The organism is Rhizobium sp. AG855 (assembly GCF_003610655.1).
In the GTDB taxonomy this organism is placed as follows: Bacteria; Pseudomonadota; Alphaproteobacteria; order Rhizobiales; family Rhizobiaceae; genus Allorhizobium; species Allorhizobium wuzhouense.
In genome coordinates, this window is sequence record NZ_RAQG01000003.1 from 778,999 (window position 1) to 798,127 (window position 19,129).

The 19,129-nt window shown below is 62.4% G+C and carries 18 protein-coding genes; 14 read left to right on the top strand and 4 right to left on the bottom strand.

Features of this window, described 5'->3' with window-relative positions; translation table 11 throughout:
- Positions 1-211 precede the first annotated feature (211 nt).
- Positions 212-4,222, top strand: a complete 4,011-nt coding sequence (locus DFO46_RS03785; protein ID WP_120276379.1) for a response regulator — start codon at positions 212-214, stop codon at positions 4,220-4,222.
- 99 nt (positions 4,223-4,321) lie between these two features.
- On the opposite strand, the gene mnmD is transcribed toward DFO46_RS03785, so the two are convergent.
- On the bottom strand, positions 4,322-4,978 hold the full coding sequence (mnmD, locus tag DFO46_RS03790) for a tRNA (5-methylaminomethyl-2-thiouridine)(34)-methyltransferase MnmD (protein WP_245422594.1): 657 nt from the start codon (positions 4,976-4,978) through the stop codon (positions 4,322-4,324).
- A gap of 96 nt (positions 4,979-5,074) precedes the next feature.
- Here mnmD and DFO46_RS03795 point away from each other — a divergent pair, with 96 nt between their 5' ends.
- The 3 genes from DFO46_RS03795 to puuE all read left to right on the top strand — a co-directional run bounded on the left by DFO46_RS03795 (position 5,075) and on the right by puuE (position 8,151).
- Complete coding sequence (locus DFO46_RS03795; RefSeq protein WP_120276381.1) at positions 5,075-6,256, top strand: FAD-binding oxidoreductase; 1,182 nt, start codon at positions 5,075-5,077, stop codon at positions 6,254-6,256.
- A 175-nt stretch (positions 6,257-6,431) separates the two neighbouring features.
- A complete protein-coding gene (locus DFO46_RS03800; protein ID WP_120278127.1) occupies positions 6,432-7,139 on the top strand; it encodes a DUF1045 domain-containing protein in 708 nt (235 codons plus the stop codon).
- A 91-nt stretch (positions 7,140-7,230) separates the two neighbouring features.
- Positions 7,231-8,151 (top strand): allantoinase PuuE, encoded by a 921-nt coding sequence (puuE, locus tag DFO46_RS03805; protein ID WP_120276382.1) that lies wholly within the window; start codon positions 7,231-7,233, stop codon positions 8,149-8,151.
- Between the two features lie 61 nt (positions 8,152-8,212).
- On the opposite strand, the gene DFO46_RS03810 is transcribed toward puuE, so the two are convergent.
- Positions 8,213-10,123 (bottom strand): PhoX family phosphatase, encoded by a 1,911-nt coding sequence (locus tag DFO46_RS03810; protein WP_120276383.1) that lies wholly within the window; start codon positions 10,121-10,123, stop codon positions 8,213-8,215.
- 197 nt (positions 10,124-10,320) lie between these two features.
- Here DFO46_RS03810 and DFO46_RS03815 point away from each other — a divergent pair, with 197 nt between their 5' ends.
- A complete protein-coding gene (locus DFO46_RS03815) occupies positions 10,321-11,178 on the top strand; it encodes a DUF1989 domain-containing protein (protein ID WP_120278128.1) in 858 nt (285 codons plus the stop codon).
- 3 nt (positions 11,179-11,181) lie between these two features.
- Here DFO46_RS03815 and DFO46_RS03820 read toward each other — a convergent pair whose 3' ends face one another.
- The gene (locus tag DFO46_RS03820; RefSeq protein ID WP_120276384.1) at positions 11,182-12,555 is read right to left on the bottom strand and encodes an MFS transporter; all 1,374 of its coding nucleotides are present in this window, start codon (positions 12,553-12,555) and stop codon (positions 11,182-11,184) included.
- A gap of 68 nt (positions 12,556-12,623) precedes the next feature.
- Between DFO46_RS03820 and DFO46_RS03825 the strand changes: the two genes are divergently transcribed.
- The 3 genes from DFO46_RS03825 to alc all read left to right on the top strand — a co-directional run bounded on the left by DFO46_RS03825 (position 12,624) and on the right by alc (position 14,924).
- Entirely contained in the window at positions 12,624-13,109 is a 486-nt protein-coding gene (locus tag DFO46_RS03825) for a helix-turn-helix domain-containing protein (RefSeq protein ID WP_120276385.1), read from the top strand.
- Between the two features lie 293 nt (positions 13,110-13,402).
- Complete coding sequence (gene uraD / locus DFO46_RS03830; protein WP_120276386.1) at positions 13,403-13,900, top strand: 2-oxo-4-hydroxy-4-carboxy-5-ureidoimidazoline decarboxylase; 498 nt, start codon at positions 13,403-13,405, stop codon at positions 13,898-13,900.
- A 1-nt stretch (position 13,901) separates the two neighbouring features.
- Positions 13,902-14,924: an allantoicase gene (gene alc, locus DFO46_RS03835; protein ID WP_120276387.1), complete on the top strand. Its 1,023-nt coding sequence runs from the start codon at positions 13,902-13,904 to the stop codon at positions 14,922-14,924.
- Between the two features lie 150 nt (positions 14,925-15,074).
- On the opposite strand, the gene DFO46_RS03840 is transcribed toward alc, so the two are convergent.
- Positions 15,075-15,254 (bottom strand): DUF2735 domain-containing protein, encoded by a 180-nt coding sequence (locus DFO46_RS03840; RefSeq protein ID WP_054148428.1) that lies wholly within the window; start codon positions 15,252-15,254, stop codon positions 15,075-15,077.
- Between the two features lie 396 nt (positions 15,255-15,650).
- On the opposite strand from DFO46_RS03840, the gene DFO46_RS03845 reads away from it, so the two are divergent.
- From DFO46_RS03845 to DFO46_RS03870, 6 genes are all read left to right on the top strand, one after another.
- Positions 15,651-16,691 carry a glutamine synthetase beta-grasp domain-containing protein gene (locus DFO46_RS03845; protein ID WP_110792004.1) on the top strand — a complete coding sequence of 347 codons (1,041 nt, stop codon included), beginning with the start codon at positions 15,651-15,653 and terminating at the stop codon, positions 16,689-16,691.
- Positions 16,692-16,817: 126 nt separating this feature from the next.
- Complete coding sequence (locus DFO46_RS03850; protein ID WP_110792006.1) at positions 16,818-17,108, top strand: nucleotidyltransferase family protein; 291 nt, start codon at positions 16,818-16,820, stop codon at positions 17,106-17,108.
- The gene (locus DFO46_RS03855) at positions 17,105-17,470 is read left to right on the top strand and encodes a HepT-like ribonuclease domain-containing protein (RefSeq protein ID WP_110792008.1); all 366 of its coding nucleotides are present in this window, start codon (positions 17,105-17,107) and stop codon (positions 17,468-17,470) included. The genes DFO46_RS03850 and DFO46_RS03855 overlap by 4 nt, the downstream gene beginning before the upstream one ends.
- A 6-nt stretch (positions 17,471-17,476) precedes the next feature.
- Positions 17,477-17,977 (top strand): ureidoglycolate lyase, encoded by a 501-nt coding sequence (locus tag DFO46_RS03860; protein WP_120276388.1) that lies wholly within the window; start codon positions 17,477-17,479, stop codon positions 17,975-17,977.
- Positions 17,974-18,330, top strand: a complete 357-nt coding sequence (gene uraH, locus DFO46_RS03865; protein WP_110792012.1) for a hydroxyisourate hydrolase — start codon at positions 17,974-17,976, stop codon at positions 18,328-18,330. Before DFO46_RS03860 ends, uraH begins: the two co-directional genes overlap by 4 nt.
- Complete coding sequence (locus DFO46_RS03870; RefSeq protein ID WP_120276389.1) at positions 18,330-19,079, top strand: metallophosphoesterase family protein; 750 nt, start codon at positions 18,330-18,332, stop codon at positions 19,077-19,079. Before uraH ends, DFO46_RS03870 begins: the two co-directional genes overlap by 1 nt.
- The last annotated feature ends 50 nt before the right edge of the window (positions 19,080-19,129 follow it).

Sequence of the window (19,129 nt, forward strand, 5' to 3'; positions counted from 1 at the left end):
CAAGTCTCGCAGGTTCGGGCCGCAAAAGGCATTGCCGTTTGCGACGAAAAACCGGCTCATCTGGAACATCACCCGTCTTGATCACGACATTGGCCCGGAGATTCAATATTTGTTTTGTCTTTTAAAGCGATGGATGATCCGGGGTTACCCGCTGTTTACCATTCCACGTCATTTATTTGGGGGATAAATTATAGTGGTTCGGGGAAGCGCCTTGCTCAACTTGGTCTGCGAGAAAATCGCCGCGCTGGAGCTGCCTTCCTATGTCAAGGACAGCCAGCTACGCTATGTGGCTGTCAATGCCGCTTTTGCGCGCCTCGTCGGTTTGCCGGAAACCAGCTTTCCGGGGCGCAGCGACCAGGACATTCTCGGCGGTGGCGCCGACGCCTTCCGGGACGACAGAGAACGCCGCGTTCTTGTGTTCGGTGAAGAAGAATGTGTGCCGTTCAGCCTCGGTTCCGGCCCCCACCGCCTGCTGAGGATCGAACGTTTCTTCGATGATGACGAACGGCTCTATCTCTTCGGTCTGGTCGAGGCCGAGGCGCAGCCAGTCTCGCCAGCCCGAATGCCGCCCATGGCCAACGACACCGCGGCTGCGCTTTCCCCGACCGGGGCGCCGCAGCTCGACATCTTCCGGGCCGTGCTGGAGCAGTATCCGCTCGCCAGCTATGTGCGCGACAGCCAGCATCGGCTCATCTTCGCCAATCCCGCCTATGTGGCCATGGCGGGGCGACCTCTTGCGGAACTGCTCGGCAGGGACGAGCTCGCGAATTTTCCGGAGATGGGCGAGAGCTACCGTCAGGGCAATCTTCGCGTCCTGGCAACCGGTGTGACGGAGGAGGTGCACGACATCTTCGTCACGGCCTATGGCCGTGAGATCCCGATCCTGTCGCGAACGGGTGTCGTCGTCGGGCCGGACGGCGCGCGTTATATCGTCGGCTCCATCACCGATCTTTCGCAGTTGAGCAGGGGAGAGGAAAGACTCATCGCAGCGACTCGCGAGGCGCAGGAACTCAAGAACAAGTTCGAGTCCCTGATGACCTCGCTGCCGGTTGGCATCATCGTTCTCGATCGCGACCTCATCGTCGAATATGTCAACGCTGCCATGACCGATATGTTCGAGTTCGGCGCCGACGTGCGCCTGGAGGGCCAGTTTTATGGCGACCTGCTGCGCCTGGTCTACAAAAACACCGGGAATGGTCCGAGCGAAGAGGAGATCCAGGAACGGATCGCCTTCCGCCTCGACCAATTGCGCTGCCTCGACAATGGTCCGCTGATCGATGTGAAGACCCGTTCAGGGCGGGCACTGGCGGGCGGCAGCCGCAGGCTCGCGGGCGACCGTGTGCTGATTACCTTTTCCGATATCAGCGATCTGCTTCAGCGCGAGGAAGAGACACTGCTTTATCGCACGGCGCTGGAGCAGTTGCCGATGCCGGTGTTCATTCGCGACATGGATCGGCGGCTCATCTACATCAATGCGGCCTATGAAGGCCTGCACGAATGCAAGCGCGAAGACGTCTATGGCATGACCGTGGAGGAAATGTTCCCGTGGCACGACACGCGGCTCGATGAACATATCCGCGTGCTGGAAAAGGGCGAGGTCTTCGAAAACGCCAACGACGTCATCCGCCTTCCGGGACGGGAGATCCCCATCATGACCCGGCTCAGCCGGATCACGACGTCGACCAACACGCATCACCTCGTTGGCTCCGTGACCGATGTCTCGGTGATCCGCGAAGGGCAGGCGGCGCTGATGGCGGCCCAGGAACAGTCGGAGGCGTTGTATCAGGACATCCTGGCGATGCTTCACATCATGCCGGTCGGCGTGGTGATCCTTGGGGCCGACTACATGGTCGAATTCGCCAACCGCAAATGCCGCGACATCTGGGACTGGCCCGAGGATGTGCCGCTCGAAGGCCGCAGCTTCCGTTTCTACTGCGAAATCAACCACCGGAAAGGGCGCGCCTGGCCTGGGCTGGATTTCGAGGAAGGCTATCGCCGCCGCATCGAACAATTCGATGCGCTCGAAGGGTCCCACACGATGGAACTCGCCTATGCGGATGGCAAACATGTCATGGCGACCGTCACCCGCCTTCGCGACCGCAAGATCCTGCTGACCTATTCGGATCTCACGGAGATCCGCCAGCGTGAACGGGAAATCACGGAGGCGCAGCAGCAACTCGAGCGGCTGGGCGGCTTCGTTCAGGAATCCATGCGGATGATGTCGCAGGGATTGCTGATGATCGAGCAGGGGCGTATCGCGGAGGTCAACCCGTCCTTCAGCAGGATCCTCGATCTGCCGGATGGACTGTTGCGCGAAGGCGAAAGCTGGCGGCCGGTCTTCCAATATTGCGCCGAGCGGGGCGACTTCGGCGACGATGCCTTCGCCATTCTCGCGCAATGGCAGTCCGCGCTTCAGCAATCGACCGCCATTTCGACGAGCTTCTTCGTCGGAGGCAAAACATGGGTCAAGCTGGAAGCGACATTCGGCAGCGACCGCAGCTGCGTGGTCGTGTTGACCGATTTCACAGAGCTGAAAGCCCGTGAAGCGGAACTCGAAGTGCTGCTGGCCCGCGCCGAGGCGGCCGACAAGGCGAAATCAGACTTCCTCGCGAATATGAGCCATGAAATCCGGACCCCGATGAATGGGGTGCTCGGCATGGCGGAGCTTCTATCGAAATCGGAGCTCGACAGCCGGCAGAAGACATTCGTCGACATCGTGGTGAAATCCGGCAATGCACTGCTGACGATCATCAACGACATTCTCGACTTCTCGAAGATCGATGCGGGCCAGATGAAGCTGCGCAAGTCGCCCTTCGATCCGGTCGAAGCGGTCGAGGATGTGGCGACCCTGCTCTCGGCGGCGGCGGCGGAAAAGGACATCGAGCTCGTCGTGTCCGGCGACCAGACGGTGCGCCACACCTTCATGGGCGATCCCGGGCGTTTCCGCCAGATCGTCACCAATCTGCTCGGCAATGCCATCAAGTTCACTGAACGCGGCCATGTGCATGTCGAGGTTTCAAGCGAGCCTCTGGCGGAGGGAATGGCAACGCTGCGTCTCCAGATCGAGGATACCGGCATCGGCATTCCCTCGGAGATGCAGGCGAAGATCTTCGAGAAGTTTTCCCAGGCCGACACCTCATCGACGCGGCGTCATGAGGGAACCGGTCTCGGCCTTGCGATCACCGGCGGGTTGGTCAAACTGTTTGGCGGGCAGATGCGGGTGGAATCGGAGGTCGGACAAGGTTCGACCTTCATCGTCGATCTGCCCTTGCCCGTTGTGGCCGAGCGCAGCCGGCAGAAGGAATTGCCGCCCAATGTCAAGGACGCGCGCGTGCTCGTCATCGACGACAATGCCATCAACCGCCGGATCATCAGCGAGCAACTGGCCATGTGGGGGTTCGATGGTCTTGCGGTCCCCGATGGGCCTTCGGGGCTTGCCATACTGGACGAGGCCCATCGCGAAGGCCTGTCGATCGATCTCGTCGTGATCGACTACCAGATGCCGGAGATGAACGGTCTGGATGTGGCCCGTGCGATCCGCAATGATCCCCGTTTCGACGAGACGGCACTGATCTTCCTGACGTCGATGGACATGGTCGGCGACGACCGGCTGTTCGAGAGCCTGCGCATCGAGGCGCATCTGATGAAGCCGGCCCGTGCCAACGTGCTGCGCGGCGCCATTATCGACGTGATCCGCAGCGCGCGCGTGAATGGCGTCATGGCTGCCAGATCCAGAGCCGCTGCCGAGCCTGCTGTCACGACGGGTCGGCCGGCCGTGGCGAATGTCGCCGAAGCAGAGCTTCGCCAAGGCAGCGGGCTCAAGGTGTTGATCGCCGAAGACAATCCGGTCAACCAGATCGTCTTCCGCCAGATCCTCGCCGGTACCGATATCGCCTATCGTATCGTGGAGAACGGTGAGGTGGCGCTTGCGGCCTGGCAGAGCGAACGGCCCGACCTGATCCTGATGGATGTCTCGATGCCTGTCATGAACGGCCATCGCGCGACCGAGATCATCCGCGAGCAGGAAAAGGCCGCAGGGCAGGGCGAACACGTGCCGATCATCGGGGTTACCGCGCATGCCATGGCAAGCGACAGTGAAGCCTGCCTTGCCTGCGGCATGGATGATTACCTGTCGAAGCCGATTTCGCCGGAACTGCTGCTGCGCAAGATCGAAGAATGGTCACAGGTGGCACCGGCGGCGCTGCGCGCCGACGGCTCCTAGAGCAGTTCCAGCAAAAGTGCGAAGCGGTTTTGCGTCCGGAATTGCGTGAAAACAAAGATATAGAGCATTGAAGGCGACCCATCGTTTTCGCCGGAAGCTCTAGTCGATAGACCTGATACCGCAGAGCATTTCGCGTTTGCCGGCAAAGCCCGGCCGGCGCTCCAGCGCATAGCCTGCCGCGATCAGATTGCGGCGCACGAAGCCGGCGGCCGCATAGGTGGCGAAGCTTCCGCCGGGCCGCGTGCGGTCAAACACCAGTTGCATGAGTTCGGCCGACCACATGGCGCTGTTGCGCGACGGAGCAAAGCCGTCCAGGAACCAGGCGTCGAAGGTGAGATCACTGGCGCCGAGGCTGGCATGGGCGTCGCCGCAGACGACGGTGAGATGGGTCTGGGCATCGAGGTCGATATCGACGTGGCCTTCCGGCGTTTCCGGCCAGCGAGCGACCAGGGCCTTGCGTTCGGCACCGATCTCCGGCCAGCGCGACAGGGCGCGGTCGATGTCTTCAGCCTGCATCGGGTGCAGCTCGAATGAAACGAAATGGAGGCCGCCGTTTGGCCCGCGATGCGCCTTCCACTGGCGCCAGGTTTCGGCTGCGTTCAAGCCGGTGCCGAAGCCGAGCTCGCCGATGCGGAATTCGGCCGCGTTCTGCCAGCGCGCCGGGAGGCCGTTGCCCGCGAGGAAGACGTGGCCGCATTCGAGACGACCATCCGTCTGGCAATAAAAGTGATCGCCAAAGGCGGTCGAATAGGGCATATCGCCGTCGTGCCAGGTCAGGGGCGCTTCGGTCGTATCCGGTGCCGCATTGGCCAGCGTCTCGTTTGCCGGCAGCTCATTTGATTGGGTCATGACATGTCCGATAAATCGCCCGTGGTCGCGGGTCAATCATCTGCGGATGTGTTGATCGCCGGTGGCGGCATCATGGGGCTTTGGGCAGCGCTCGAAGCGGACCGGGCAGGGCTTGCCACGCTGCTCGTCGATGCCGGACCGCTTGCGGGCGGTGCAAGCGGTGGACTGCTCGGCGCGCTGATGCCGCATATGCCTGACAAATGGAACGACAAGAAACAGCTGCAATTCGACGCGCTGCTTTCGCTGGAGCATGCGATAACAGCTTTGGAGGGCGAGACCGGACTTTCCGCCGGCTATCGCCGGTCCGGCCGTCTGATCCCGCTGCCGAAACCGCATCTGCGCAAGATTGCCGAACGGCATCAGGCGGAAGCCGAAACCAACTGGAGCCAGCAGGGCGTGCGTTTCAGCTGGGACGTCATCGACCGGTCGCCGCATGGTGACGGCTGGCCGGCGTCCGATGTGATGGCGGCGGGTCTGGTCTCGGACACGTTTGCGGCGCGCGTTTCGCCGCGCGGACTGACCGCCATGCTCATTGCCCGCTTGCGGCAATCGCCGCGCGTGACGTTTCGGGAAGGCGTCGCGGTTGAGGCCATTGATACGACGGGTGCGCGTGCCACCCTGTCCGACGGCAGCAGCATCGGATTCGGCCATCTGATCGTGGCTGCTGGACATGCCTCGTTTCCGCTTTTGTCTGCCCTTGGTCCGGCGCTCCCGCGTCCACTCGGCCAGGCGGTGAAAGGGCAGGCGGCGCTTCTTTCGGCACCTTCGGTGGCGCCCGATCTGCCGCTGCTCTATCTCGATGGCCTCTATATCGTGCCGCATGAGGGCGGGCAGGTCGCGATCGGCAGCACCAGCGAGGATCGGTTCGACGAGCCGTTTTCGACGGATCGGCAGCTGGATGATCTTGTGGCGCGGGCGGTGCAGCTTGCGCCCGCGCTCGGCGATGCCGATGTGATCGAGCGCTGGGCGGGCCTGAGGCCCAAGGCAATCGACCGCGATCCGATGGTCGGGCCGCATCCCGAGGCCGAGCGGGTGATCGCGCTTACCGGCGGTTTCAAGGTCAGCTTCGGGCTGGCGCATGTGCTGGCGCGCGCGGCGCTCGCGCCAATCCAGGGGCTGGACGCCGGATTGCCGGCCAGTTTTTCGACCACCCATCACCTCGCCGTCGCGGCCACGCTCGGCTGATCGGCCGAGGTCAGCACCAAGACGCTGGCACGACACGCGGTCGTGAGCGGCTTAGGCTTCATCTGTCAGATTTCACGCCTCCCGTTTCGTCATACTGTCATGCAAATCACCTAACCACTGGGTTGCAACGGCACTTGCTAAAGTGCCCGAACCGAGCCAGCACGGGGTGCTCGACATGCGTTATGCCATCTGCTTCACGCCGCCGCCCGGCGATCCGCTGACGCTTGCCGCTGCCGGCTGGCTCGGACGCAATGTCTATTCCGGCCATGCGGTGGATCATCCAGGCCTCAAGGGAATCGGCGTGCACGAAATCGCCTTCCACACGGCGCTTCCCCGGCGTTTCGGTTTCCACGCCACCTTCAAGGCGCCGTTCCGGCTGAACGAGGGGGCGAATGAGGCGATGCTGCTGCGCGAACTGATGCATTTTGCCGGTAGTCTGGAGCCGGTGACGCTGTCGGGCCTCAGCGTCGGGCGGGTCGGAGAAGTCTACGGGCTCATTCTCGACCGGCCGTGCAGCGCCATCGACCACCTGGCGGCGGCCGTCGTGCAGGCCTTCGATGGCTATCGGGCACCGCTCAGCGAGGCCGAGATCGAGCGGCGCAATCCCGAGCGCCTGTCGGCGCCGCAATTCTCCAACCTCAACCGCTGGGGCCATCCTTACGTGATGGACGAGTTCCGTTTCCACATGACGCTGACCGGCCCGCTTCTGGCACGGGATTTCCCGCGCATCGAACAGGGTCTGAAGGCCCATTTCGATCCGGTGCTCGCCGAGCCCGTGGTTGTGGCCAATCTCGCGCTGTTTGTCGAAACTGAGCGGGGCGCGCCGTTTACCGTGCATTCGCTGCATCCGCTGGGGCGGGTTTCCAGCCGCAAGATTGCCTGACCGGTTTGCGCTGCAGCAAATTCCGCTTTTTCCATCTCGACAGCTGCCATCGTCGCCAATAGCCTCGCGTCAAAACACGAGAGGTGAACCGATGACGACTGCTCCCTATCCCCGCGACCTGATCGGCTATGGCCGCGACATTCCCGATCCGAAGTGGCCGGGGGATGCGCGGATCGCGGTGCAGTTCGTGGTAAACTACGAGGAGGGCGGCGAAAGCTGCATTCTCGATGGCGACCCGGCATCGGAATGCCTCTTGTCAGAGATCGTCGGCGCCCAGCCCTGGGCCGGCCAGCGCAATCTCAACATGGAATCGATCTACGAATACGGCTCGCGCGCCGGCTTCTGGCGGCTCTGGCGAATGTTCACCGAGCGCAAGGTGCCGGTCACCGTCTATGGCGTCACACTCGCCATGGCGCGCAACCCGGAAGCCGTGGCCGCGATGAAGGAAGCCGACTGGGAGATCGCCAGCCACGGCTATCGCTGGCTCGAATACAAGGATTTTCCTGAGGACGTCGAGCGCCAGCATATCCGCGAGGCGGTGCGCCTGCATCAAGAGCTGACCGGCTCGCATCCGCTCGGCATGTATCAGGGCAAGCCCTCCATGAACACGCTGCGCCTCGTGATGGAGGAGGGCGGTTTTCTATACTCCTCAGACAATTATTCCGACGACCTGCCGTTCTGGGTGCCGGATCTCGAGGGTAAACCCTTCCTGATCATCCCCTATACGCTTGAGACCAACGACATGCGTTTCGCCACGCCGCAGGGTTTCAACACCGGCGACCAGTTTTTCACCTATCTCAAGGACGCCTTCGACGTGCTCTATGAGGAGGGCAAAAACGGCAGCCCGAAGATGATGTCCGTTGGCCTCCATTGCCGTCTGGTCGGTCGACCGGGGAGGGCTGCGGCGCTGGCGCGGTTCATCGATTATGTGACGAGCCATGAGAAGGTCTGGGTGCCCAAGCGGATCGAGATTGCAGAGCATTGGCACAAGTTTCACAAGCCGGCGTGGTGATCCTGCAGCGGGCATGCCGCCCCTCTCCCGAAGGGGAGGGACGGCGGTTGTTCTCGGATGCTCAGACGCCGACGGCGGCGCCATCCTGGCGGCGGATCGCGACGACCGACGGGCGGGGCAGCTTGCCGGTGAAGTCCGGCCACAGCGTCGTTGCCTTGTCGAGCGTTTCGGCGTCTTCGGCCGGATGCTGGACGGACACGAAGAGCGTCTTGCCGTCCGGCGTGAAGCAGGGGCCGGTCGCCTCGGCACCGGCCGGGCAGGTGAAGAGCAGCTTCGGCAGGCCGCGGGCCGACCCCTCCGTGTCGATGCCATAGATGCCGTCCGGCAGGCCAAAATCATTGGCACCATCGGTTGCGACCCAGAGACGACCCTGAGGGTCGAAGCTGATGTTGTCGGGGCAGACGAACCAGCCGTTTTCCGAGGTTTCCGGATGGAAGCTCGCCTTGGTCGCCTCATCCTTGGGATTGCCGGCCAGCACGAAGAGGTCCCACTGGTAGACCTCTGCCGTATGATCGGCATCCTTGCCACGACCGCCGGGCGGGATCAGTTCGACGATATGGCCCCAGAGGTTTTCAGGCCGGGTATTGGCGGGGTTGAGCTTGTCCTGCTCGCGCTTCTTGTTTTTCGTCATCACCGCGTAGACGCGACCGGTCACCGGATTGGTTTCGAAATCTTCCGGCCGGTCCATCGGGGTTGCGCCGACGGCATCGGCCGCAAGCCGTGTCTTCAGCAGCACGTCGGCCTGTGACGCGAAGCCGTTTTCGGCGGTCAGCGGACCTTGGCCATGAACCAGCGGCAGCCAGTGCAGCGTGCCATCGGTATCGAAACGGGCAACGGAGAGGACGCCCTTGTCGAGAATGTCCTTGGCCGTCTCCGGCTGCGCCGGGTCGAAGGCGGCTTCCGTGACGAAGCGGTAGGTGTATTCGAAATAGTCGTCGTCACCCATGTAAACGACGATCCGGCCGTCCTTGTTGTGCACGACGGTCGAGGCCTCGTGGCTCATGCGGCCAAGGGCCGTGCGCTTGATCGGTGTCGATTGCGGATCGTAGGGATCGATCTCCACCACCCAGTCGAAGCGGTTCGGTTCGTTGGGTTCCTTGTCCATGTCGAAACGGTCATGGAAGCGGGCACGGCCATACAAGTCCGAACCGTCGAAGCCATAGCGGTCGAGAACCGCGGCGATCGGAGAGCCGGCTGTGCTGCCACCGAAGGTGTCGGAGGCCCCTTCTTCGCAGGTCAGCACGGTTCCCCAGGGGGTGACGCCGCCACCGCAATTGTAGTTGGTGCCCTTGACCGTCAGTCCCTGTGGGTCTTCCTTGGTCTTGACGAGGTCGTGGCCGGCGACGGGGCCGGACAGCTGCATCTTCGTCTCGACTGTCAGGCGACGGTTGAACGGGCTGTCCTTGACCATGGCCCAGCGTCCATTCTCGATCTTCACTTCGACAATCGAGTGGCCCATGGCGGCCATGCCGAAATCCACCTGTTCCTGCGTCATCATCTTGCCGGCATCGTCTTCGGTCATGCCGTCGAAAATCACGTTCGGCGAGATGTATTCGTTGTTGACGCAGAGCAGGCCGTGGTCGGCCGTGGCCGATCCCTTGGGCAGCGGCATGAAGGCGATGTAGTCGCAATTGTAGCCGAAGCGAACCAGCTGTTCGGCTGCCGAGGGCACTTCGCCGGAGAAATCGGCGACATCGGCCGCAATCGGGTCGCCCCAACGCGCGACCACTTCCGCCGTGTAGCCGGGTGCCACGGCCATGTCCTTGTCGTAGATGCGCTTCAATTCGCTGAAGCCGAGCGAGGAGGTTGCTGAGGCGGCAAAACTCTCTTCGGCGAAGAACGAGCCGACGAAGCCGGAACCGGCTGCGAGCGCGCCAAGGCTGGCGGCGCCGGAAAGAAAGGCCCGGCGCGAGGCGCGGGCCGCAATGACGTCACGAATGATGGGAGAAGAATTGCTGGGACAGTCCGCCATGACTTTGCTCCTTGCAAATGTGGGGATCTTGGCGGCCCATTCTCTAGCAACTGTGTGTGACAGAACGTGTGGCCTGCTTGTTCCAGGCGATCATCGCGGTGCACGACCTCGTGGTGGCAGAAGTCGTGTTGTCAGCAGCGCGCGCTTCGGGCAACTTGCCGGGCGATTCCTCATTCCCGCGCCAATCGGAGCCTCCCATGTCCCCCTTCAACGCCACCATCCCCGTTCCCGCCGACGCGGCTGCCCGCCGGGCGGTAAAGCCGGTCGTGTGTTATCCGGTCGAGTCCCTGAAGGCGCCCGACATGAGCATCCTGGAGCGGGCGCGGGCGACCATGGAAAAGGTCGGCGAAGTGATCGTTGCGCCGCGCGAAGGCAATACGTTCGAGGTGCCGAAGGGGCATTTCTTTCGCATCGTCAGCATCGAGGGGCCGCAGGTCGGCGACCTCAATCTGTGGAACGCCAACGACCTCTCCGAGCGCTTCTTTTCCGGCAAGACGCGGGCGCTGCATGCCACCCATGTCACGACCGGCAACCGTCTCTGGAGCAACCTGCCGTCGCTTCGCCCCATGGCGACGATCAGCCATGACACGCTCGGCTGGTACGGTTTCGACGAATTCGGCGGCGGGGTGCATGACGTGATCGGCACGCGCTGCGACCCCTATACCAACCGGCTGCTTTCGGGCGGCGACTATCACCATTGCTGCCATTCCAATCTCTGCCGGGCGCTTTCCCATCACACGGGCGCCGATATCAAGGCGGTCGAGCCGCATGTGCATGACGTGTTGAACGTCTTCATGTGCACCGGTTTCACCCGCGACACGCAGCAGTATTTCATGAAGGCGAGCCCAGTACGCCCCGGCGATTTCCTCGAAATGTTCGCCGAAATCGATCTGCTCGGCGCGCTCTCGGCCTGCCCGGGCGGTGACTGCAGCACCAGCCATTCGAGCGATGAGGCGAAGTGCTATCCGCTGCAGGTAGAGATCTACCGGCCGGACATGGCGCTGCTGGCCGACTGGCCGTTTCCCGAGCGGAACGGCTATCAATTGAAGGTGTGAGGCTCAACGCCTGAGGCGATCGGCGATGAGAGCGAGGATGGGAAGGGCCGTGGTCGTCACGAAGGTGGTGGTGAAGGCGTCCGCGACCAGCGCCGGATCTGCCATGCCCAGTTCGACCACGCCGAGGTTATAGGCAAAGAGGCCCGACATCGCCGATGCGCCGGTGACAAAGCCGAGATTGCGCGAAAGGCCGAGAAGGCCAGAAAGCACGCCCCTTTGATCTTCCGCCACCGTTTGCATGGTGACGGTATTGTTGGCGGCCAGGAAGATCTGGAAACCCGGCGTGAGCAGAACCAGAGCCAGGCCATACCCCAAGAGACCGAGGAGGCGTGGCAGGATCGCGAGAGCAACGAGGCCGACGATGATCTGCAGGAGGCCAAACGGCAACATGCGTGCCGCGCCATAGCGGTCGGTCAGGCGCCCGGACGGAACCCCTGAAAGCGCAGAGGTCAGCGGGCCGATGGCCATCACAAGTCCGATCGAGGAGTCACCAAGCCCGAGGCCGAGCGACAGCATATAGGGCCCGACCACCAGGGTCGACATCATGACGGTGGTGACAAGGAGGTTCATGGCCAGGGAGAGACCGATCCGCCGGTCGCCGACGAGGGCGATGGGCACGAGCGGACTTGCCGCCGCCTTCTGGCGCCAGACAAACAAAGCGATCAGAACCACCGTGATCGCGAGGAGCCCCCTGGCATCCAAAGCGCCATTCCCCGCCGTCATCGACAGCGCGTAGGTCGAGAGCGCCAGCGTCAGCAGCAGGCTGCCCAGCCAATCGATCGATCCGGACGCGCTCCTCGCGCTGCGGGTCGGTCTGGCAAAGGTGGCGATGGCAAGTATCAAGAGCAGCAGGCCAAGAAGCCCGACCGCCAGAAAACCAGCATTCCAGCCGTATCGCTCGATCGTCAGGCCTCCAAGCGATGGGCCCAGTGCCGTGCCCACGGCCGACATCGTGCCGAGCAGGCCCATGGCCGAGCCTGTCTTCTCCTTTGCGACGACCGTGCGGATCATCGAGACCGGCAAGGCCATCAGCACCGCGCCGCCAATGCCCTGGAAAATGCGGGCGGCGATCAGGCCGGAGAGGGACGGGGCGAGGGCGCAGGCAAGCGATGCCAGCGCAAAGACCGTAAGACCGAGGATCAGGACGCGGGTCTGACCGAAGATGTCGGCCAGTCTGCCGAGCACGACGATGCTGGCAGTGACGGCAACGAGGTAGGCGATGATGACCCACTGTACCGACTGGATGGGGGCGGCGAAGGCTTTCGCCAGGGCAGGCAGGGCAACTGTTGCCAGGCTGATGCCGAGCGAACCGACAAGCATGCTGCCGGCAAGAACGACAAGTGCAGGATTTTTGGCCGCGGCAGAAGGGAATTTCATGATGTTTCTCGTTGTCTCGTGGAAGGGAGACAGATAGCCTGCCACTTCAAGTCAACTTGAGGTCAAGGATGAAATTGCTCGATATCGGCGAACTGGCGCGCAGGGCCGGCGTCTCCGCTGCGACCTTGCGCTACTACGAGGAGGTGGGGCTTATCCGGTCGGTCGCCCGACACGGGCTTCGCCGCCAGTTCGAGCCGCGCGCCCTCATGCAGCTGTCGCTGATCGCGCTCGGCAAGACGGCGGGTTTTTCACTGGAGGAGATGCGGGGCATGTTCGGTCCCGACGGTCTGCCGGAGCTGTCGCGGTTGACCCTGCATGGCAAGGCCGACCAGCTGGACGCGCAGATCCGCAAGCTGACGACCCTTCGAAACGCCCTGCGGCATGTGGCCGATTGCAAGGCGGAATCGCATATGGACTGCCCGAAATTCCAGCGCCTGCTGCGGGTATCCTCGACCACCCGCCAGAAGACGCCCAAAGCCGTCGCTGTGCCGGAAGGCGCCGGCACCGCGATTTATTGCCAACCCGTCACGCCACAACCTGGGCGCCGGAGCTGAAGACGCTCACTCCTGGGCGAGGCTCGCCATGTCGATGACAAAGCGATAGCGGACATCGCCTGGCTATCGCGTGACCTATCCTTTCGAAATCTCGGGAGATTGTGCTCCTGAGATCCGCCGATCAAGGCTTGCTGCTAGCCGTCGAGTTCGGTCCGGCGGTCGATATCAACTCCCTCAGACTGAAACTCGACAAGCGTCAGGGGCTCGGCTACTCCTTGTGCTGACTGCTTCGCGGCAGCCCTTACCTGCCGTGGCGTCTTTGCTCCGGCGTTACATGATACTGGATTGATGGCATGGACAGAGCAGACTTCGTTCAGCGTTTCGGCGGCGTGTTCGAGCATTCTCCCTTCATCGCCGAGCGGGCCTTCGATGCCGGCATGATTGCCGAACCGCTCACCGCGCTTGATGTGCATGATGCGCTGGCGATGATCTTCCGCACCGCGAGCGCGGACGAGCGGCTTGGCGTCTTGAGGGCGCATCCGGATCTTGCCGGCAAGCTTGCCATTGCCGGGGGATTGACCGAGGACAGCGCGCGCGAACAGGCCGGTGCCGGGCTCGATCGGCTGTCGGCGGACGAGCATGCCCGCTTCACTGAACTGAATACGGCCTATGTCGAAAAGTTCGGCTTTCCCTTCATCATCGCGGTCAGGGGGCTCACCAAGGACGACATTCTCGCGGCCTTCGAGACGCGCATCAACAATTCCAGAGATCAGGAACTCGACACCGCCTGCCAGCAGGTGGAGAAAATCGCCCAGCTTCGCCTCGAAAGCCTTCTTCCGGAGACCCACTGACATGCTCGATATCTCGACCGTCGCACTGCCCGATTTTGCGGCCGGTGCCGTCAATCTCGCCTCGGCCCGGCTCGGTGCGCGGGGGCTCTCGACCTCCGACGAGTTCTTCGCGCCGGTGTCGCGCATGCTGAACGACGATCCCGCGACCTTCGATCCCGACCTTTACGACGACAACGGCAAATACATGGATGGCTGGGAAAGCCGGCGCAAGCGCGTGCCGGGCCATGACTGGGCGATCGTCAGGCTCGCTATGCCGGGCCGGATCTTCGGTTTCGATGTCGACACACGCTATTTTACCGGAAACTATCCGCCGCATGGCTCGATCGAGGCGGCCTTTGTCGAGGACGGCGATCCGACCGATCAGACGGTCTGGACGGAACTCGTGGCGAAATCGCCACTCGGCGCCTCTGCCCAGCACTTCTTTGCCAATGCCGACACGTCCAAGGTCTGGACGCATCTGCGTCTCAACATCTACCCGGATGGCGGTGTGGCGCGGTTGCGCGTCTATGGCGCTGCCCATTTCGACTGGTCGAAGGTGGGGGCGACGGAGGAGATCGACCTCGCCTATATCTTCCATGGCGCGAAATCGCTTGCCTGGTCGGATGCGCATTACGGTCATCCCGACAAGATCCTGTCGCCGGGGCGCGGCATCAACATGGGCGATGGCTGGGAAACCAAGCGTCGCCGCGGCCCAGGGCATGACTGGGCGATCATCCGGCTCGGCCATGCCGGCGTGATCAACCGCGTGCTGATCGACACACATTTCTTCAAGGGGAATTATCCCGATACCTGCGAGCTGCTCGGCGCCTATCTGCCTGAGGCCGGCGATACGTTCAGCGCGGCGGAAATCGCGGCGTCCGAACAGTGGAAGCCCGTTCTGTCGCGGCAGAAGATGCAGATGGATGCCGAGCATCTCTACGAGGGCGATCAGGTGCAGAAGATCGGTCCGGTCACCCATGTGCGCATTGCCATGCATCCGGATGGCGGTGTGATGCGGTTGCGCCTCTTCGGCACCAAGGCTTAAGTCGTCCGTTTTGACGCCATTCCGGACGCAAAACCGGATCCCGCTTTTGCTGGAATTGCTCTGAAAACGAAAAGAGCGGGCAAGGGCCCGCTCGTCGCATGCTTCAAGCCGTCCGCAATGCGGGCGGCTTTCTTGTATGCCTTGACGGCCTTACTGCTTCGGCGCCCGTTCGGCCTCGCGGATCGCTTCCTCGTGATACCAGCTAGCCGAACCGCTCTCGTAGATCACGGGTTTCGGCGTCTGGCGCTCACGCATGGCGTTGAGCCGGGCCAGGTCACGCACCGGGAATTCGTAGATCTTCGCCGATTCCCGAACCATGTTCGTTGTCATGCTACTACCTCTCGTTTCACCGAGTGTTGTCTCGATGCTCCATCCCTAACACGTCTAAAAATCAAATGCACACCAAAAGTGCAAAATGCCTAAAATATGGGCACATATGGCGCAGAAAAAGTGATGAATTTAAAATCATCACAGTGCATTTCTGGTCTTTTCCCTCTCGGAAACCCCTGATGGCGCCCGAAGGTTCCGTCATTATGTCGCAGGGTATTTAAGAAAACCCTTTTGCTGTCCGGTTTTTCGGGGCCGATCCTGCGAAAATTGCCATCCGCAGCAGTGGTCGCTGCAAACTGGCACGCTTCCTGCATTTTATCTCGCGACTCCCGGGCAAGCCGGAGAATCACCCCTCTGTTGCGCTCATGAATGGCGCGAGACTGAAGAGAGAGCACCATGACCAAGTTTAAGCTCGAGTACATCTGGCTCGATGGCTACAAGCCGGTAGCGAACCTGCGTGGCAAGACGCAGATCAAGGAATTCGACAGCTTCCCGACCCTGGAACAGCTGCCGCTCTGGGGCTTTGACGGCTCCTCGACGATGCAGGCCGAAGGCCACTCGTCGGATTGCGTGCTGAAGCCCGTCGCCATCTATCCTGATCCGGCTCGCACCAACGGCGCTCTCGTCATGTGCGAAGTCATGATGCCCGACGGCGTCACCCCGCATCCGTCCAACAGCCGCGCCACGATCCTCGACGACGAAGGCGCCTGGTTCGGTTTCGAGCAGGAATACTTCTTCTACGAAAACGGCCGTCCGCTCGGCTTCCCCGAGCAGGGCTACCCGGCGCCGCAGGGCCCGTACTACACCGGCGTCGGCTACAAGAATGTCGGCTCGGTCGCTCGCGAAATCGTCGAAGAGCATCTCGACCTTTGCCTCGAAGCCGGCATCAACCACGAAGGCATCAATGCCGAAGTGGCCAAGGGCCAGTGGGAATTCCAGGTATTCGGCAAGGGTTCCAAGAAGGCCGCCGACCAGATCTGGATCGCCCGCTACCTGCTGCTCCGCCTTTGCGAAAAGTACGGCATCGACGTCGAATTCCATTGCAAGCCGCTCGGCGATACCGACTGGAACGGCTCGGGCATGCATTGCAACTTCTCCACCCAGTTCATGCGCGAAGTGGGCGGCAAGGAGTATTTCGAAGCCCTCATGGCTGCCTTCGGCAAGAACTGGGAAGAGCATATCGCTGTCTACGGTCCGGACAACCATCTGCGCCTGACCGGCAAGCATGAAACGGCGCCGTGGAACAAGTTCTCCTACGGCGTTGCCGACCGTGGCGCCTCGATCCGCGTTCCGCATTCCTTCGTCAACAACGGCTACAAGGGTTACCTGGAAGACCGTCGCCCGAACTCCCAGGGCTGCCCCTACCAGATCGCTTCCGTCGTCCTGAAGACGATCGCCGAAGTGCCGACGGCCGACTACGCCAAGTCTGCCGCCTGATTTCAGGCTGAGGCTTAAAGATTGCAGCGCCGGTGGAAACGCCGGCGCTGTTTTCATTTGGGGCATGGTCGCGCCGCTTTCTCCCGCTTCGCGTTTGTTCTATGATTGCGGTCCAGGAGATGGAGCATGCGACCGTCCGAAGTGCTGGAGAAGAACAGGCAAGCCATCCGCGATGTGACGGCACGTCACAAGGCGACGAACCCGCGCGTCTTCGGTTCCGTCGCACGGGGTGAGGACGGCCCGAACAGCGATCTCGACATTCTTGTCGATGGGCTGCCGGGGATGACGCTGTTTGATCTGGGTGGGTTGCAGGCGGAGATGGAAGATCTGTTGCCCTGTCGGGTGGACATCGTCACCTCTGGAGGCTTGAAAGCGCGTATGCGCGATCGGATTCTCGCCGAAGCGAGAGCCATATGACGCCCGAAGAGCGGCTGCTCGATAATCTCATCGACATGGAGGAGGCGGCGACCGAAGCCATCGGCTTTCTCGATGGGGTGAGTTTTGAGGCGTTTCAGTCCGATGTTTTGCGCCAACATGCGGTGGCGATGACCTTTGTTTTGGTCGCAGCGGCCGCTGCGCGCATCCAGGCGCGGTTTCCCGATATAACGTCCGAGCAGCCGGAGATCGCTTGGGCCAAGATGCGGGGCTTACGCAATCTTGTGGTCCACGAATATGACCGACTGGATTGGCAGATTATCTGGGATACGGTGCAGTCTGATCTTCCGAAGCTGGTCCGCCAGATCGACCAGCTCCGCCATCCGCATATTCAGGGAGAATAACCCCTTTTGCCCATAAACCTCCCCATCCGTCCCCTGACGGCCCAAGCCTTTGCGCCCTTCGGCGAGGTCATCGAAGCCGATCCGCCGACCATGCGGCTGATCAATGGCGGCACCACGGAGCGCTTTCATGCGCTGTTCTCGCCCGAGATTGCGGGCGAGGGCGCGCGGGTGATCGTCAATATCTTTCGCGGGCAGCCGCGCGTCTTCCCGTACGCGATCGGCATGATGGAGCGGCATCCCTTCGGCAGCCAGAGTTTTTCACCACTCTCCGGACGGCCGTTTCTGGTGGCGGTCTCGCTTGACGAAGACGGCAAGCCGGGGGTGCCGCAGGTGTTTCTGGCCGCCCCGCATCAGGGCGTGAACTACCGGCGCAACACCTGGCACCATCCGCTGATGGCGATCGGCGCGGTCAGCGATTTCCTGGTTGTCGATCGCGATGGACCCGGCAACAATCTGGAAGAGTTCTTCTTCGAGACCCCCTTCATGATTCGGGAGCCCCAGCTATGACCGGCCTTACCACCCATGTGCTCGATACGGCGCTCGGCAAACCCGCCCAGGGCTTGCGCATCCAGCTGATGCGGATGAATGGCGAGGAGGCGGAACTGATCAAGACCGTCTTCACCAATGACGACGGGCGCGTCGATGGCGGGCCGATGCTCATTGGCGAGGAGTTTCAGGTCGGGCAGTATCAGCTGCTCTTTCATGCCGGGGACTATCTGAAGGACACGGGAGCCAGGCTCACCGATCCGCCCTTTCTCGACGTGATCCCGATCCGCTTCGGCATTTCCGACCCCACGGCGCATTACCATGTGCCGCTGCTTCTATCGCCCTATGGCTATTCCACCTATCGGGGGAGCTGATGCGGTTCGCAGCCATCGCCGACATTCATGGCAACGCGCTCGCGCTCGAGGCCGTGCTTGCCGATATCGCCGCACAGGGGATTGCGACTGCCGACATCGTCAACCTCGGCGACTGCCTGTCCGGGCCGCTCGAAGCCGGGCGCACCGCCGACATTCTCGTGCCGCTGGACCTTCTCACCGTCTGCGGCAATCATGATCGCTACCTGGTCGAACATGCCGCCGGCGATATGCATGAATGGGAAGCGGACGCCTTCCGGCAACTCAAGCCCGAGCATCTCGACTGGCTGCGGTCATTGCCGTTCGATGCCGTCTTCCGGGACGTCGCCTATCTCTGTCATGCCCGTCCGCAGGACGACGGCACCTATTGGCTGGAGCAGGTGTCGCGCGAAGGCCATGTGCATCTGCGCGACCGGGCGACGATCGAGGCCTGGGCTGATGGCATCACCCAACCGCTGATCCTCTGCGGTCATACCCACATCCCGCGTGCGGTGCAGCTTTCCGATGGGCGGCTGATCGTCAATCCCGGCAGTGTCGGCGGGCCGGGTTATACGGACGATGCGCCTTACCCGCACAAGGTGGAGGCGGGGCTGCCGCATGCGAGCTATGCCATCCTCGATGATGCGTCGGGCGCCTGGGGCGTCACGTTCCGGCTGGTGCCCTATGACCACATGGCGATGAGCCGCTTGGCGGGCGAACGCCACCGGCCGGAATGGGCGAGCACGCTGGCAACGGGTTTCGTCGCGGAGTAGCTTCGGCCGGGCAGGTTTAATGGCGAGGCGCCGAGGGCGCCTCGCATCAC

What these genes read in the sequence shown, in the direction of transcription:
- DFO46_RS03870 (WP_120276389.1), top strand. Translation starts at nt 18,330, where the DNA reads ATGCGGTTCGCAGCCATCGCCGACATTCATGGCAACGCGCTCGCGCTC.
- DFO46_RS03840 (WP_054148428.1), bottom strand. Translation starts at nt 15,254, where the DNA reads ATGACAACGAACATGGTTCGGGAATCGGCGAAGATCTACGAATTCCCG.
- DFO46_RS03845 (WP_110792004.1), top strand. Translation starts at nt 15,651, where the DNA reads ATGACCAAGTTTAAGCTCGAGTACATCTGGCTCGATGGCTACAAGCCG.
- puuE (WP_120276382.1), top strand. Translation starts at nt 7,231, where the DNA reads ATGACGACTGCTCCCTATCCCCGCGACCTGATCGGCTATGGCCGCGAC.
- DFO46_RS03810 (WP_120276383.1), bottom strand. Translation starts at nt 10,123, where the DNA reads ATGGCGGACTGTCCCAGCAATTCTTCTCCCATCATTCGTGACGTCATT.
- uraH (WP_110792012.1), top strand. Translation starts at nt 17,974, where the DNA reads ATGACCGGCCTTACCACCCATGTGCTCGATACGGCGCTCGGCAAACCC.
- alc (WP_120276387.1), top strand. Translation starts at nt 13,902, where the DNA reads ATGCTCGATATCTCGACCGTCGCACTGCCCGATTTTGCGGCCGGTGCC.
- DFO46_RS03820 (WP_120276384.1), bottom strand. Translation starts at nt 12,555, where the DNA reads ATGAAATTCCCTTCTGCCGCGGCCAAAAATCCTGCACTTGTCGTTCTT.
- DFO46_RS03850 (WP_110792006.1), top strand. Translation starts at nt 16,818, where the DNA reads ATGCGACCGTCCGAAGTGCTGGAGAAGAACAGGCAAGCCATCCGCGAT.
- DFO46_RS03825 (WP_120276385.1), top strand. Translation starts at nt 12,624, where the DNA reads ATGAAATTGCTCGATATCGGCGAACTGGCGCGCAGGGCCGGCGTCTCC.
- DFO46_RS03855 (WP_110792008.1), top strand. Translation starts at nt 17,105, where the DNA reads ATGACGCCCGAAGAGCGGCTGCTCGATAATCTCATCGACATGGAGGAG.
- DFO46_RS03800 (WP_120278127.1), top strand. Translation starts at nt 6,432, where the DNA reads ATGCGTTATGCCATCTGCTTCACGCCGCCGCCCGGCGATCCGCTGACG.
- DFO46_RS03815 (WP_120278128.1), top strand. Translation starts at nt 10,321, where the DNA reads ATGTCCCCCTTCAACGCCACCATCCCCGTTCCCGCCGACGCGGCTGCC.
- uraD (WP_120276386.1), top strand. Translation starts at nt 13,403, where the DNA reads ATGGACAGAGCAGACTTCGTTCAGCGTTTCGGCGGCGTGTTCGAGCAT.
- DFO46_RS03795 (WP_120276381.1), top strand. Translation starts at nt 5,075, where the DNA reads ATGTCCGATAAATCGCCCGTGGTCGCGGGTCAATCATCTGCGGATGTG.
- mnmD (WP_245422594.1), bottom strand. Translation starts at nt 4,978, where the DNA reads ATGCCCTATTCGACCGCCTTTGGCGATCACTTTTATTGCCAGACGGAT.